The following is a 16,052-nucleotide window of genomic DNA, read 5'->3' as shown; positions in this document are numbered from 1 at the left end:
TAGTTAGATTCGTTTATAAGTTGAACTATTGTATAACTGGCTCTTTATCTTCCGGCAATGTGGCACTCATTAATATTACCCAGCTTCGAGCCACATCACCCGCAGGATCACCCGACATACCAGTCATCCAATCAATGACCCAGTATTGATCGCCAGCCTCACTGAGCATAACATTATCGTGGTGAAAATCGCCATGACAGATCTGCTGTTAATCAGACAATGTTTTATTCTTTCTGGACGACATCGAGTGGAAGATCCATTTTATATAAGGTGCTCGAATCGTGAGGCGTTCCGTATGGAAGCTCTCGGGTATCGTTAACATGATCGGATTTAATGAAGACGATTCTGTAATCGTTACACCTACTCCTCTACTTGAAAAATAGAATCAATGATCAGCGGCAAATTATCCCTTACGGACACTGCACCGAATACGGAACGAGCGTGTACCCCCTGATTCCCAAATACCTCCATCATCAAATCCGAGAATCCATTCAGCACTTTATGATGCTCCTGATACGAAGCGGACGCATTAATGAATCCCTGCACTTTAACCACTCTCTTCACCCGATCCAGTGAACCCAACACATCTCGAACGACAGCAAGCACCTCCAGTCCAGCATTCCGGGCAAAATCATACCCCTGCTCTGTTGTGAAGTCTGATCCCAGTTTGCCACGTTCGGAGGTATCCGGTCCTTTCCCCGATACATACATAATTCCATTCACAATAACGGCATTAGCGTATTTCGCTGCGGGGGCACTGGCCTGTGGTAAAATGATCCCCAGTTCATTTAATCTTGCTTCAATCATCATATATTCTCTCCCTCTTTTATGGTCCTCACGGAACCCGATTCCTTGTATTCCTGCCTATAAACTCTTGGTGATACCTGAACGGTACGTTTGAACATCTTGCCAAAATGAGAGAAGTTACTGAACCCCGCAAGCCAGGCGATATCTGTAATGGATTCCTCACTTTCTCGCAGTAAACGCTGTGCTTCCTTCACCCGTAACAGATTCAGATAATCACTGAAGGTAAATCCCGTCGTTTGTTTGAACAATCGACTCAGATAATGCGGACTAATGCGAAACATGCCCGCCACCTCCGGTAATGTCAGTGGTTTCTGATAGTTCTCATTCAGGTAACGTACAACTGCCTGTGTCTTGGGATGAAGAACCGGCTCACGATCATCGGAGCTTAACCTGCCCAGGTGTTGATTCCGATAGGCATGCAGCAACAATTCAATAGCCCGGTGACGGAGCAACAGGTTGCTTCCAGGTTGAGGACGAAGCATTTCATCCACCATTTCACTAACCATCCGTTCTAGAACCTCAGTGACCTGTGAAGGAAACCTTACAATAGGAATGTCCCAGCAGAAGGGTTCCTTCAAGCCTTCAACTAACTCCGTGGAAATAGCTATGGTTGCAAAAAGCTCAGGCTTCAAATACAGCACCATCCGTTCATGGTCAGGCATGCCACTCTCCAATGTTTTATGAACCGTATTTCGGTCAACAAACACCAGATCACCAGCCTTTACCCGGTAAGTCCGGTCCTTTATGAAATAGATACGCTCACCAGACAACAAGTAATATAACTCATAATGATCATGCAGATGGTCATCCGTCATCGAGAAATATCCAATGCGACGATCATATTCGATGTGCAGTAAATCCGAGGGATCATGAAAATCTGCACTGAAAGGTTCTGTCATGTCGCCCTCTCTCCTTTCCATAAATTATAGCAAAATATGCGGCATTTGAAAGCGGTTACGCATAAAATGCGGCGAAAGAAGTACTCCCTTGTTATAGTCTAGAGCTATATTCAAGGAGGCGATAGACATGAGTAACAAGAAACGTTATGTATTAGTCGGAACTGGCGGCCGCGCCGAATTTTTTTATGGTGCTTTGACCCGGGATTATAGGGATACATCCGAGCTTGTCGGCTTTTGTGATATAAATCAAGTCCGCATGAACTACGCGAATCAACTATTGAAGGAAAAGTACGAGTATCCTGAGGTACCCACTTATCCTGCAGATCAGTTTGATCAGATGATTGAGAACGAGAAGCCTGACTATGTCATCGTAACGAGTGTTGACCGCACCCATCACAAGTACATCATTCGTGCGATGGAACTGGGTTGTGACGTTGTCACCGAAAAACCGATGACCATCGATGAGGAGAAATGTCAGGAGATTCTGGATGCTGTCAAGCGGACTGGTCAGAACGTAAGAGTGACCTTTAATTACCGTTATGCACCGCACCATACTAAGATTCGGGAACTTATTCTGAATGATACCATCGGGAAAGTCACTTCCGTTCACTTTGAATGGCTGCTGAATACCCGCCACGGGGCAGATTATTTCCGCCGTTGGCATCGGGACAAGCGTAATAGCGGCGGATTACTCGTGCACAAATCCACCCATCACTTCGATTTGGTGAATTTCTGGATTGGCTCGCAACCGGATACCGTGTTTGCATTTGGTGATCTGATGTATTACGGCAGAGAAAACGCAGAAGAACGCGGTGTAACGCAATTCTACAACCGGGCAACCGGCAACCCGATCGCAAAGGATGACCCTTTTGCACTGCATTTGGATTCAGACGCACATATGAAGTCCATGTATCTGGATGCCGAATCGGAAGATGGTTACCAGCGCGATCAGAGTGTATTTGGGGATGGCATCAACATTGAGGATACAATGGGTGTTCTTGTGAAGTATCGGAACAAAGCCATTCTGACCTACTCCCTCGTTGCCTACCAGCCATGGGAGGGTTATCGTATTGCCATTAATGGCACCAAAGGCCGGATTGAAATGAACATTGTGGAGCAATCCTATGTCAATTCATTGGGTGACAAAAGTAAAGAAGGTGCTTTAATCGGTAAAACGTTGCGGGTTCTTCCAATGTTTGATGCGCCATATGAGGTTGAAGTGGAAGAGAAAGCAGGTGGACATGGCGGAGGTGACCCGGTTCTGCTGAATGATCTGTTTGGAGAGTCTGTTGAAGATCCGTTCCATCGCGCTGCTAACCACGTGGACGGTGCCAGATCCATTCTGACGGGTATTGCTGCCAATCGCGCCATCGCGACGGGTTTGCCTGTCAACGTCAATAATCTGGTTCGTTTCTAAGTCTCCCAGGTCTGCACTACATTATTAATTTCATTTAAAGGCTGCGCATATCACGCAGTCTTTTTTATATTTTTATAATTAATCTGCACGCAAGTTGACTCGGTAGAAGGAGGAAATCTATGTTCTTCTCTTTAAAAAACCGTCTGATTGCCTTTATCGTTGTCCTGTTTGTCCTCGCTTTTGGCACACTCTCCTACCTGCTCTTCAAGGAATCACGCACGGTCATTCGCTCTTACATCGAATCCTCTGCTCTTGAGAAAATGGAGGAATACGGTTCATACGTAGACATGGTGCAGATGCAGATCTACGATGTCGCCTCTCTTGTTTTTAATAGTGATATGGGCAAAAACTGGGATAACGCGATCGGTGATCCGAACCTGCCCGAAGGAGAAAAGATGCTGGCCAATCTTACGATGAGCCGTTTTCTTACTCAGGCAACCAACAGTTACACCAGTATCTCGGATGTATCCATCTATCGTCGGAATGGACTGCGAATTGGCAGCGAGAATCAGGTAACATATGACCCTGCCTTTGTACAAGAATCCTGGTATACGAATTTTTACACGTTGGGAGAACGCTGGTTACCTGCACACACCGATCAACATGAACGTGTCAGAGATCATGGTAATCCGGTGGTCAGTCTGCTGATGCCCATTGGCACCTTTCATCATGCTACAGCGCAGAATGTCATGAAGGTGAATGTCAGTGAATCTTATTTTCTGGAGCCGCTCCGGCGCATACATCTTGCGGAGAGTAGCACTATTTTTCTACTGGGCGAGCAAGGAAATCCTATTCTGTCACAACAGATAGACGCGTTGGGTGCTGTAGCTACCGCAGAGATCGATCGTTTTCGAAACAGCCCGCTCAAATCCGGTGTGGCATACCTCAAAAACCAGGAAGGACAGCGAGACATTCTTGTATTCAAGAAACTGGGACGTACCGGCTGGATGTTGGCGGGTATCGCACCTGAAAAGGAAATGTACCTCTCTCTCCATAAGCTCCAAAGCACAATTGTGGTGGTGACGATTGCCCTGATTCTGGTCTCCCTCTTGGCTGCTGCATGGTTATCCCATGGCGTAACCAAACCTTTGACCAGACTGGTGCTGGCGATGAGACAGGTTCAACGAGGTGCTTTTGACCAAGCGGATTCACTTCTGCCTCCAGATAAAAATGTAAAGAGCGAGATCAGTTATGTAATCTTCACTTTCCGTTATATGATCAGTCAGCTACGGCAGCATATCCAGAATGAATTTGAACTGAAACTGCTTCGCCAGCAAGCAGAGTACAAAGCACTTCTCATACAGATTAATCCACATTTTATGTTTAATACTCTGGAGCTGGTAAGCAGTCTTGCCATTCAGCGCCGAACGGATGATACGGTTCAGGTCATTGAGGATCTGGGTAAAATGATGCGCTTTTCTATCAATACCAATGACGACCGTGTTCCGCTAACCGAAGAGCTGGATTATGTGCAGCGTTATATCTCCATTTTGCAGACTCGTTTCGGTCATAAACTCGACATTTCGGTAACGTTAGAAGGTACACTGAACTCCGTGGTCATCATCAAGTTTATTCTTCAACCACTTATTGAAAATGCAGTGAAATACAGCTTCCAGCATCAGACGACAGCTCAGGTACAGATACGGATCAACCGGATGTATGATCGTCTGCACATCAGCGTTTCAGACAACGGACCGGGTATTCCAGCAGAAATAATCAATAAGTTGCAACATCCGGTTGCTCCCTCCTCATTGGAATCCATATTGCATAATGGAGGCTGGCATATTGGACTGGGCAATGTTATTGCTCGTTGCCGTCTGCATTATGGTGGCTTGTTCACGGTCCACATGGAGAACGATGAAAACGGAGGCGCATGTATTGAACTGACTCTACCCGTACAGGAGGAATATGATGTACAACGTATTAATCGCAGATGACGAGATCGAAGTTCGCGAAGGATTAAAATTGAAAGTCGATTGGCATGGCATGGGTTTTGTCATAACAGGAGAAGCCTCTAATGGGATCGAAGCGGATGAACTTTTGAAATCTGAACATTTTGACTTGCTAATTACCGATATGAATATGCCTGTCATGGATGGCATCAGACTATTGGATGTCTGCCGCAGTTATAATCCTTCTATTCAGATTATCATTATCACGGGTTATGAAGATTTTCAATATGCCAGAGCGGGGGTCCGCAGTCAGGTCATGGATTATTTACTGAAGCCTGTAACCCGGGATGAACTGAAAGCCACATTAGGCAAAATCAAAGCGGATCTGGATGAACAACGTAAAGTTCGAGGCAATTCCGAATTGATGCAATGGCGACTCTCTCAGTATTACCGGGAAATGAAGGAACGTTTCCTTCTTGATCTCGTTAAAGGCAATCGCCTACCGCCTTCCTCCATGCCAGAACGGCTCAGATTATTTCATCTCGAATCATGGCAAGATCAGAAGGTCTGTTTCATCACCGCCAGTATAAGTCAATCGGACAAGCAGGATATTCGAAAAGATCGCTCACACGAGCAGATGCATCTTCCTTTTGAGATGGTATGTTATGAAATCGCCCAGTCTGATTCAGACAATGTCCAGGTTTTTCATGATTCGGCACACGCAGGGATCATGCATTTCATAGTGCAAGATGGTATGCAGCATGAATTCATCCAACAGCTTACGGAACATACGGCATCCGTTTTTTCCATGGAACTCAAGATTGGGGTGGGGCTTTCTGGTTCCGGACTTGAGCACTGGAAAGAAGGTTATATCCATTCCCTTCTGGCATGGAATTCAGCTGAACGGGCTGTCAGCGGGCCAAACCTTCAGGCAGGAACAGACTATAATCCATTACTGCCTGAAGAAACAACACGCAAGCTGCATCGTTGCCTCATTCGAGGAGAATTGGACTCCTTCCGCAGCATCATCCACAAGGAACTTCACGAGGCATTCCAGCTTTCTCCCTCTCGAATGACACGAAGTATTTTTCAAATTTCACTGTTGATGGATTTTCCTATAGCCCCGGAATGGATACTGTGGCTTAAGACGCCAGATCAAGCAGAACGCTTATTAATGCAATGGGCTCAAGACTTCCTGAGTCGACAACTTCCTTCAGAAGATGGGGATGAGACGGTTATAGACTTAGCCAAGCGATATATCGAGGAGAACTACATGCAGGAGCTAACCTTGACGTTACTCGCTGAACGGTTTAACTATTATCCTACCTATTTCTCCGAACTGTTTAAGGAAGGTGCAGGGACCTCTTTTATTCAGTATGTGACGGGCGTTCGGATGAAACACGCCTTGCAACTGCTGAAGGAAACCCAATTAACCGTGTGGGATATTACAGAACTGACCGGCTTCAGTTCACCAAGTTATTTCAGCTCGAAATTCAAAAGAATGTTCAACATGAGTCCGTCAGACTATCGCTTGCTGCATTCCGAAAAAATCGATAGCCATGATCCGAAGAAATGAGATTCAAGCTTCTCCCCTTCCCCGGTATGATGTGGTTACCAAGAGAACGCCGCATGTTGTAAGCGGATTCATAACTGGTAACTATTATTCTTACCCATTCAGAAGGGAGGCACATGATGAAAAAACAGACCAAACCCTTATACGGTCAGCACAATACCACAGCCTACTTGTTTCTTCTGCCCTGGCTGATCGGACTCTTCTGTCTGACACTGGGACCGATGGTTGCGTCCCTATACTTATCCATGACCAAATTCAATCTACTGTCATCACCGACTTGGACTGGACTTAGCAACTATGTTCACATCTTTACCGAGGACGATACCTTTCGCAGGTCCCTTGGGCTGACGTTTTATTATGTTTTTCTATCTGTTCCACTAAGGCTTGCCTTTGCTCTACTGGTGGCGATGGCGCTGAACAAAGGTATTCGAGCCCTCGGCATCTACCGGACTGTATATTACATCCCTTCCCTCTTGGGCGGCAGCGTTGCGATTGCAATCGTCTGGCGGCAACTCTTTGAGGGGAATGGATTGGTCAATCAGTTTTTAAGCTGGTTTGGTATCTCGGGACCATCCTGGATTGCGCATCCAGATTATGTGGTCTACACCATCATTACACTATCCGTGTGGCAATTCGGGTCTGCCATGGTCATCTTTCTTGCTGGCCTGAAACAGATCCCGGCAGACTTATATGAAGCGTCCGATGTCGATGGAGCGGGAAAAATACGTCAATTTTTCGGAATCACTCTGCCCATGCTCTCCCCCGTTATCTTTTTTAACCTGATCATGAGCATGATCAATTCATTTCAGGCGTTTACACCAGCTTACGTGATCGGAGATGGCCGCGGGGGTCCACTCGACGCAACGATGTTTTATACCTTGTATCTGTATCTGAAAGGTTTCTCGTTCTTTGATATGGGTTATGCTTCAGCTCTGGCTTGGATCATGTTGGTCATTATCGGAGTATTCACCGCAATCGTCTTTGTTACATCCCGATTTTGGGTGTTCTACGGGGATAATCAGGAGGGGAGGTAATGCATATGCCAATCAAACGACAACTGGTTCAGGCCGGGAGGCATGCCGCCATTATACTCTTCGGTCTACTGATGTTATATCCAGTACTATGGTTGATTCTCAGTTCGTTTAAACCAAACCATCTCATTTTCACCAGTGGCAGTCTATTCCCAACCAGCTTCACGCTGGAGCACTATATTAATGGCTGGAAAGGTCTGCAGGGTATCTCTTTCGGCCGTTTCTTCGGCAACTCCGTGCTGATCTCGGTCATGAGTGTGTTAGGTAATGTGATCTCCTGTTCCCTTGCAGCCTTTGCTTTCTCCAGATTAAAGTTCAGATTCAAAGGCCTGTGGTTCAGCATGATGTTGGTTACGATTATGTTGCCTTACCATGTTACCCTGGTGCCTCAGTACATTCTCTATAATGAGCTTCAATGGATTAATACGTATTTCCCGCTGATTCTGCCTAAGTGGCTTGCGCAGGATTCCTTCTTCATCTTGCTCATGGTTCAATTCATACGCGGTATACCGCGGGAGCTGGACGAGAGTGCAACCATTGACGGTTGCGGGCAATCACAGATCTTTTTCCGAATCGTAGTGCCACTGCTCGTTCCAGCACTGATTACAACCGCGATCTTCACCTTCCTGTGGAGCTGGGATGATTTTTTCAGTCAGATGATCTATCTGAGCAAAATTGATCTGTTCACCGTGCAGTTGGGCATTCGCTCTCTCTTCGATCCATCAGGACAATCCGATTGGGGCGCATTACTTGCCATGTCCACCCTGTCACTGCTTCCCGTGACTATCATCTTTTTATTGTTTCAGCGATATTTCCTTGAGGGCATTGCAACCACAGGTCTGAAGTAACAACACGTTTCTCATATCAATAGACAGGGGGATTTACCATGTTCAAACGTTTCATGATTGGTATGATTACTTCACTTTTGTTACTCGTAACAGCTTGCTCTGGAACAGACCATACAGGTGCCAATGATAATGCAGGCAATGGTAATGATAATGGAACGACCGAGGGCGGACAGGTCGAACTTCGCATCATGTGGTGGGGTGACCAGAAACGGGCAGATATTACGAATGAAGCCCTGAAGATCTTTCAGGCGAAACATCCGGATATTAAAATTGTAGGTGAATTTGCACCCTCCTCCGGATATTTCGACAAACTGAATACCCAGCTGGCATCAGGCACAGCACCAGATATCTTTTTCCTTGGCGGAAATGTCGTGGACTATGCCAAAAAAGATGTCCTGCTCAATCTGGACCCGTATGTTGGCAACGAACTGAATTTGGACGGTATGGATGAAACTATGATCGAATACGGACGTCTCGACGGGAAGCTGCAACATATTTCTGCCGGTGCGAACGCACGAGGAATTGTTGTTAACAAGGTACTCTTTGAGAAAGCCGGCGTACCTTTACCAGCTTCAGATTGGGACTGGGCGGACTATGCCGCCATTAGCAAGGAGTTGTCCGACAAGCTCGGAGACGGCTTCTATGGAACGTACAATTTTACCGTCGACGGGATGGATATTTTTCTAAAACAACGGGGTAAACAACTGTATGACATGAAAAATGGTACACTTGGATTCGCCAAGGAAGATATTCTGGAATGGTTCCAGTATTGGGAAAAGACCTCGGCATCCGGCGGTGTAGTCACACCGGAATTGCAGGTATCCAACCCGCATGATGATACCAGTAAATCCCTGTTGATCACAGGTAAAGCAGCCATGACTCTACTACCATCCAACCAACTTGCTGCATTCCAGAGTTTGACGGAAGATCCTCTGGTGTTACTCCCTGTACCACGAGGCCCTAAGGGAACGGGTGTTGTATTTGAATCCAGTCAGGGATTATCAGGTTATGCCAATACCAAACATCCGAAGGAAGTGGCAACGTTAATGGATTTCTGGATTCATGATCCTGAAGCAGCCAAAATCCTTGGTAATGACCGTGGCGTGCCCGTTACAGAAGCCAATCGAAATCTTCTTCAGGAGGGTGCAGGCCCTGTGGAGGAGATTGTCTATAACTATACAAACCTTGTCTCTGAAGCTACGAAAACTGAACCTTTTGACGTGAGTTACAATCCTCCTGGATTTGCAGAGTTCTCCAAGTTAGCTCAGACGACAAATCAAGAGATCGGGTTTGGACGAAAAAGTGTGGAGCAAGCTGTCTCCGACTTCTATAACGGGACCGTTCGTATTTTTGAATCGAATCAATAACCAGAAACCAGACACTGTGAGGAGGAACATATGACAGAAGAGATACTGAATCGGCTGCGCAACATTTCGATGATGGATCAAATTCAGCCAGTTAAACCGGAAGATCAGCAGTTATTACAAGAATGGCATGCATCGGGTATCCGGTTTGTGGCATCGGGCGGACGAATGGAAGCTACGTATTATACAGCAGTAGAGAAATTACTTGCTTGTATTCTGCCCATGGGAGACAACGATCCTGTTTTACAAGAAGGTGGCATCTATCTGGGATGTTGGTTAGAGAGCACAGGTACCATCAATGCGGAGCTGCTGTCTCGCCTGCTGCCTTCCGTGTCCGAAACAACGTACCTCGTATTTGCCAAGCATCAAAGAGAAGATGGATTGCTCCCGTATAAACTCACGGCAAACGGACCCTCTTTCCGGCAAATCCAGTTGGTCACTCCGCTGGCACGCAGTGTATGGAACCACTATCAGCTTCATATCAATCATGGCAAGCAGTCGCCTTTCCTGAACACGATGTATAAGGCTATGGTTCGTTACGATGAGTGGATTGCCCACAACCGTAATACCCGAGGAACCGGCTGTGTAGAGGCCTTCAGTACGTTTGACACCGGACATGACTTATCCCCACGTTTCTGGCATGTTCCGGACACACCTTACATGAATGATGCTTCTGCCTATCACCCGGATTCTCCGATTCTGCCTTTTCTGGCACCAGATCTGACTGCCAATATCTATTGTCAGCGCTTGTATCTGTCCCGCATGGCTGAAGAACTGGGAGAATCGGGAACGGATTGGAAAGCAAAAGCCGAGTCTAGCCTGGAAAGTCTTTTCCGTTATTGTTACGACGAACAGGATATGTTCTTCTATGATCGGGATAGTAATGACGAATTGGTCAGAGTCCAATCTGATGTGTTGCTCCGCGTAATGGCCTGCGAGGTGGGTGACCGTGAATTGTTCGATAACCTACTGCGTCGGTACCTGTTGAATACAAGCAAGTTTTTCGCTAAATACCCGTTTACATCGATTTCAATGGATGATCCCAGATTTGATCCCTTTTCCTCCTATAACAGCTGGGGAGGGGCATCCAATTTCCTGAGTCTGATTCGGACGCCACACGCATTCGAGTATCATCATAGATATGTGGAGCTAACCTGGGTAATGCAGCCTATCTTGTCCGCTCTATCCAAAGATAAGCGATTTGGTCAGGTACTAAGCCCCTGGACCGGAGAACAAGGTTTTACCGAGACGTACTCACCCTCCATCCTCTGTCTCCTCGATTATGTGGAGCGATTATGCGGAATTATGCCTGTTGGATCGAATCAGCTCTGGTTTACCGGACTGCTCCCCATCGACATGGATCATGGTGAGATCGTATCTGGCAACACGGCTTATAGCCGGAAAGTCAACGGAGTAGGATATGAATTGGTCAACACGCCTGATCGCATGACGGTATATCTGGAAGGCAAGGTTCATCTGGATGGCCCGTCAGGGATTCGACTGGTGACGGATCATAGTGGACATCTGGAAGGCGTTATTGGAATGAGCGTTCGCACCGTTGAGGGAGAGCTTTTCTATCAAGGAGAGCACATTCCGATTCGGGTCAAAGGAAATGAAATGCAGCGTTACGCTGATGGAAGTTTGAGCACCGAGCGCGATATTGGCATCATCCATCCTACGTATCGTTAATTGTTTGTATGCAAAAAGCGCAAGTTGCCGAGGTATACTTCCCTGCACTTGCGCTTTTCCCTTTTGCGCGTTTATATTTCTTTATTTCTTATTCATAGGGACACAAGATAGAAATTGACTACCACTGCGGAAATCATTCTCTCTCTGGTTACAGAGGAGATGAGTTTCACCTTACACCTTCCGGTTCCACGCCGGGTGACGATAAAATTCAATCGTATCAATATAATTTACTGTGAACTGCTGTTCCACATCCGACAGGTTCAACAGTTTGCGGTCGATTTGCTTCATCCCCATGACCACATCATGGCGAAGCAGGTCCATCGCAATTTTGCCTACAAACCCGCCTTCCATCTCCTTATGCTTGGTACGAAACTCTTCGTTGTAGATCAGTTCAGGTGTGAATGCCGCTTCGACGAAAGCATTAACGAGCGTAAGCTCATTGCCCTCGATCTGCACTGCTAGATAATAATTGCCACGCTCATCCTTAATGAGGTCTTTATACATCTCTACGATCATGTGAATCACTCCTCTATTATAAAAGAAACCCCGTTAGCCGTAACGAACATGGGCTATCAAACGTACACCTTCCTACCCCGTTCCTTCATATACTAGGTACAAATGGCGAACGGAGGAATACTTATGAGCTGGCAGCATCTCCATACTGGAAAAACACTTCAGCAGCGCCTGGCAGAACTCCAGGGGCACCTTGCAGAACTGAATACTCCACTCTCCGGGTTGGAACCGGGACGTATTCGTCGTGTCTATCCAAGGCAGTTTATCAAAGTAAACCGGCAGTTATTCATTCCACTCAGTCTGAATTCCATTCGGGTATTCGATATTCCTCGAACACGGCGAGGCGTCAGAGTGGGAATCCGCACGACTTTCCCTTCCAGGAATGCATTTAACAATATCAGACTTGTGGGCGTGGGACTGGATTATCTTGAACTCCAGGGAAAAGGCAGAGTCCCTTCCCGTATATTATTTCCTCTCTCCAGCGTCGAGTCGATCTATCGGCCAACCACTGGAAGAAAAAAACTGAAACGGCCTTGTAGGCGGAAGTAAAGCTGGTTCTTTTCGCAAGCCATACAATGGTTCCCAAATGTCTGCATACGGGTGCTCCCTTCCAATATATAATTATAACCCATGCAACCACTTATCTGCTGAAGAATCATTTTATGTCAAAAAGCGGTGAGAACAGAACTGCTTCTGTATCTCACCGCTCAGCCAGTTACGGATCAAGCTGACCCTTCACATGTGTACATCAGATGCCTGTCCATACGTCCTTGGCATAACGACCTTCCTGCTGAAGCTGATTAAGCCAATCTTCTGCTTCCTTCGCGGATTTGCCATGAATATCAGCGTATGCCTGCTGGAGTGTGGCTTCCACATCAGGTGCCATCTTGCTGCCATCACCGCAGATATACAGATGCGCTCCCTCTTCAAACAAAGGAATCAGATGACGGGCATCGTCTCTCATCAGATGCTGTACATAACATTTCTCCTCCCCGTCTACACGGGAGAAGGCCGTATGAAGCTTCACAAGCCCTTCTTGCTGGGCTGCTTCCAATTCATTTTTGTACAGATAATCATGCTCGGGATTCCGGCATCCAAAGTACAGGTGGGCTTCGCCAACCTCACGACCTTGTTCCTTCAATACGTGCCTTGCCTGCAAGAAACCTCGGAATGGAGCAACACCTGTACCCGGACCTACCATGATAACGGGAACCTGTGCATCCTCCGGCAGTTGGAAGCCGGATTCCGGTGTCCGCGTGAACATGACGATCTCGTCACCCGGTTTCAGGTTTGCCAGATAGTTGGACGCAATGCCTTTGTATTCTCCCTGTCCACTCCATGCTGGGGCGCGCACAACACTGACCGTAATACTCGCTTGATCGGGCTGAACACGCGGTGAACTGGAGATCGAATAATATCTGGCTTTTAATGAAGGCAATAATTCAAGGAAACGCTCAAACGGCAGTTCACATGCCTCATATTTCACCAGATAATCCAGCATGGAGATCCGTTTATTCCGCACTTCATCCATATACACAGATTCATCAAGCAGCGCTTCAAGTTCTTTCTTATGCGGTGGACATACGGTGTATGCTGCCATTTCTCTCAACTGCGCACGAGTTGCCGCCTCCTGAAGCTCAACGCTATGACTGAGCAGATCATACAGGTTCACCGGTTGTTGCAGCGGCAGATGCGCGGCACTCCGACCGGATGCATCCAGAACAAGATGCTCCGTTCCGGTGAATCCATAACGACGCAATACACGTTCCACAAGTTCCGGTGGATTCTGTGGCAGAATGCCCAGATGATCCCCTTCCTTGTAGGTTATGCCTTCAGGCAATTTAATCTCCAGGTGACGTGTGCTTCGTTCACTGCCCGCGTCGTGAAGCTCCCTGTTCTCAAGTACTTCTGCCACATGGGCATCATACGTATCCGCAAGCGGTGTTACGGCGAGCCCACTGACAAACTGTACAGATAGGGAACTGCGTTCGCTATTGGAGCTTGTGTTCAGTTTCAGTCCCATCGTTCGTGCGAGATCTGGCCATAATTGCTCTGTCCAATCCCCCACCTGTTTCTCGAAATCTCCACTGGCATTGGACTCACCCAGCGGTGATAACCGCTCTGCTCCTCTGGAAGATAACTGTTCATCTATTAAACGCGGAATACGCTGATAGGTGCTGGCCCAGTTGTGGTCACCGCATCCAAGAACGGCGAAACGCACACCCTTGAATTCATTCGCATCTGCATGTTCGATCCACTCGACAAACATCTTGGCATTACTTGGCGGCTGACCATTATAGGATGCACTGACAATAATGACGGCACCCTCCTTTGGCAGTTTGCCAACACGATCATCCAGCGTAGCAACCTCACTCCGGAAACCCTGATATCTGGCGGTATCTGCAATTTCACGTGCAATGCCTTCAGCGGTACCCAGATTGGAACCGTACAGAACAAGCATCGGTGTGTGGTGGGCATTGGCTGCATCCGGCTCCGTTCTTTTGGCAACTGGCTTTGGTTCTTCAACCGCTACACCCGGAACGGCCATGACTGGCTGCCCACCACGCGCACGTACACGAATTGTGAAGTTATCCGGTTTGAGCGTCAGCGTTTCTTTCACTTTTAACTGATAATCCGAATGATCTATGAAGTCAAAATGCTTCAACACCATGCCCAGTACCAGCGTTGCTTCCTGAAGTGCAAACTGCTGACCAATGCAGGCCCGTTGACCGTTACCAAAAGGTTTATAGGCATCATGCGGCACTTTGCTCGGATCTTCGAACCGTTCCGGGCGGAATTTCTCTACGTCGTCTCCCCATGCTTCGCGGTCACGATGCAGCTTGGGAATAAGTACACTGACACTGTCTCCTTTTTGCAAAGGATATTGACCCGCAAGTACCGTGTCCTCTTTTGCATACAGGGAAAATGCCGGGGCCGTAGGCCATAACCGCAGTGCTTCATTCAAAACCATGCGAACATACTTCAGATTGCGAACCTGGTTGTACGTGGGAACCGGATCTTTCAGAATCTGATCCACCTCAGCTTGTGCTTTAGCCAGCGTATCCGGATTCTTCATCAGATAATAAACGGCGAAGGATAACAGTCCACTTGTGGTCTCATGTCCAGCAATCAGGAATGTAATAATCTGATAACGTATGTTCTCATCATCCAGCGTTTCTCCTGTTTCCGGGTCCTTGCCACTGAGCATGTGGGACAACAGATCATCTGCGCCTTCCTGCGGTTTCTCTTTGCGCTCGGCAATAATGTGATCCACCAAAGAGAACATGGAACGGATATCCTGTTCAAACTGTTTCTTTTTGGTGATCATCAGCTTGTCTTGCAGACGCAGTCGCTGCAATGAACTCATGGATTCATCCAACGCACGAACCATACTCGTAATGAATGGATGTGGTTCTTCCCGATAGAAGCTGTTAAACCGATAGTTGAACCCACACAGACCAATCGTGTCGAGCGTAAGACGTGTCATATCATCCGGAACGTTAACCGTCTCATCCGGGTTCAATCGTGACCATTTCTGAACCAGCTGCACAGCCAGATCAATCATTTTGTTGTGATATCCCTGCATCGCACGTTGACTGAAACTTGGCAGCAGTACGTTATGGGCTTTTTTCCAATTCGGCTCCTCGGTCCAACTCGTAAATAGTCCATCTCCTGCAAAAGCACGAACCTTCGCAAGGGGTGCCCAAACACGTTTGTCGAATTTGGATTCATCTGTTACCTCGGCGACCAGTTTGTGACCGGAAATATACAATTCACTTCGCCCGGGGTACTCCATACGAAAGATCGGTCCGTATTCTTCAGCCAGTTTCACCAAGGATTGCACCGGCTCTTCAAAGTTCAATTGCGGCAAATTGCCCAGTGGGCCAAATGTTTTTGGTTGAGGCACTGAAATTGGTGGCATGACACTCACTCCTTCTTTCCAAGTTAAGAGTTCTACAACTAAAAAATAATGACTTGATTTACAGACTCGATTACACTTACTCTTCAGATCAACAGAT

The 16,052-nt window shown here is 47.1% G+C and carries 13 protein-coding genes; 8 read left to right on the top strand and 5 right to left on the bottom strand.

Annotated features, from left to right (window positions below):
• Positions 1-25 precede the first annotated feature (25 nt).
• From CXK86_RS14315 to CXK86_RS14305, 3 genes are all read right to left on the bottom strand, one after another.
• On the bottom strand, positions 26-202 hold the full coding sequence (locus CXK86_RS14315; protein ID WP_257467870.1) for an aminoglycoside phosphotransferase family protein: 177 nt from the start codon (positions 200-202) through the stop codon (positions 26-28).
• A gap of 158 nt (positions 203-360) precedes the next feature.
• Complete coding sequence (locus tag CXK86_RS14310; RefSeq protein WP_101314066.1) at positions 361-807, bottom strand: RidA family protein; 447 nt, start codon at positions 805-807, stop codon at positions 361-363.
• On the bottom strand, positions 807-1,706 hold the full coding sequence (locus CXK86_RS14305; protein ID WP_101313907.1) for an AraC family transcriptional regulator: 900 nt from the start codon (positions 1,704-1,706) through the stop codon (positions 807-809). The genes CXK86_RS14310 and CXK86_RS14305 overlap by 1 nt, the downstream gene beginning before the upstream one ends.
• 127 nt (positions 1,707-1,833) lie before the next feature.
• Here CXK86_RS14305 and CXK86_RS14300 point away from each other — a divergent pair, with 127 nt between their 5' ends.
• From CXK86_RS14300 to CXK86_RS14270, 7 genes are all read left to right on the top strand, one after another.
• On the top strand, positions 1,834-3,123 hold the full coding sequence (locus CXK86_RS14300) for a Gfo/Idh/MocA family oxidoreductase (protein WP_101313906.1): 1,290 nt from the start codon (positions 1,834-1,836) through the stop codon (positions 3,121-3,123).
• Positions 3,124-3,242: 119 nt separating this feature from the next.
• A complete protein-coding gene (locus CXK86_RS14295; RefSeq protein WP_101313905.1) occupies positions 3,243-5,060 on the top strand; it encodes a sensor histidine kinase in 1,818 nt (605 codons plus the stop codon).
• On the top strand, positions 5,035-6,591 hold the full coding sequence (locus tag CXK86_RS14290) for a response regulator (RefSeq protein ID WP_101313904.1): 1,557 nt from the start codon (positions 5,035-5,037) through the stop codon (positions 6,589-6,591). Before CXK86_RS14295 ends, CXK86_RS14290 begins: the two co-directional genes overlap by 26 nt.
• Before the next feature lie 116 nt (positions 6,592-6,707).
• Entirely contained in the window at positions 6,708-7,622 is a 915-nt protein-coding gene (locus CXK86_RS14285; protein WP_047842642.1) for a carbohydrate ABC transporter permease, read from the top strand.
• Positions 7,623-7,627: 5 nt separating this feature from the next.
• On the top strand, positions 7,628-8,467 hold the full coding sequence (locus tag CXK86_RS14280; RefSeq protein WP_047844271.1) for a carbohydrate ABC transporter permease: 840 nt from the start codon (positions 7,628-7,630) through the stop codon (positions 8,465-8,467).
• 38 nt (positions 8,468-8,505) lie between these two features.
• Complete coding sequence (locus CXK86_RS14275) at positions 8,506-9,834, top strand: ABC transporter substrate-binding protein (protein WP_101313903.1); 1,329 nt, start codon at positions 8,506-8,508, stop codon at positions 9,832-9,834.
• Between the two features lie 30 nt (positions 9,835-9,864).
• Positions 9,865-11,520, top strand: a complete 1,656-nt coding sequence (locus CXK86_RS14270; protein WP_101313902.1) for an MGH1-like glycoside hydrolase domain-containing protein — start codon at positions 9,865-9,867, stop codon at positions 11,518-11,520.
• Positions 11,521-11,691: 171 nt separating this feature from the next.
• Here the strand turns inward: CXK86_RS14270 and CXK86_RS14265 are convergent, their stop codons facing one another.
• Positions 11,692-12,036: a hypothetical protein gene (locus CXK86_RS14265; RefSeq protein WP_047842639.1), complete on the bottom strand. Its 345-nt coding sequence runs from the start codon at positions 12,034-12,036 to the stop codon at positions 11,692-11,694.
• A 123-nt stretch (positions 12,037-12,159) separates the two neighbouring features.
• Between CXK86_RS14265 and CXK86_RS14260 the strand changes: the two genes are divergently transcribed.
• The gene (locus CXK86_RS14260) at positions 12,160-12,582 is read left to right on the top strand and encodes a hypothetical protein (RefSeq protein ID WP_101313901.1); all 423 of its coding nucleotides are present in this window, start codon (positions 12,160-12,162) and stop codon (positions 12,580-12,582) included.
• A gap of 199 nt (positions 12,583-12,781) precedes the next feature.
• On the opposite strand, the gene CXK86_RS14255 is transcribed toward CXK86_RS14260, so the two are convergent.
• On the bottom strand, positions 12,782-15,955 hold the full coding sequence (locus CXK86_RS14255) for a bifunctional cytochrome P450/NADPH--P450 reductase (protein WP_076327813.1): 3,174 nt from the start codon (positions 15,953-15,955) through the stop codon (positions 12,782-12,784).
• Positions 15,956-16,052: the final 97 nt, after the last annotated feature.

The sequence above is a fragment of the Paenibacillus sp. BGI2013 genome (genome assembly GCF_002843485.1).
In the GTDB taxonomy this organism is placed as follows: domain Bacteria; phylum Bacillota; class Bacilli; order Paenibacillales; family Paenibacillaceae; genus Paenibacillus; species Paenibacillus amylolyticus.
This window is presented reverse-complemented; position numbering and strand designations above follow the sequence as displayed.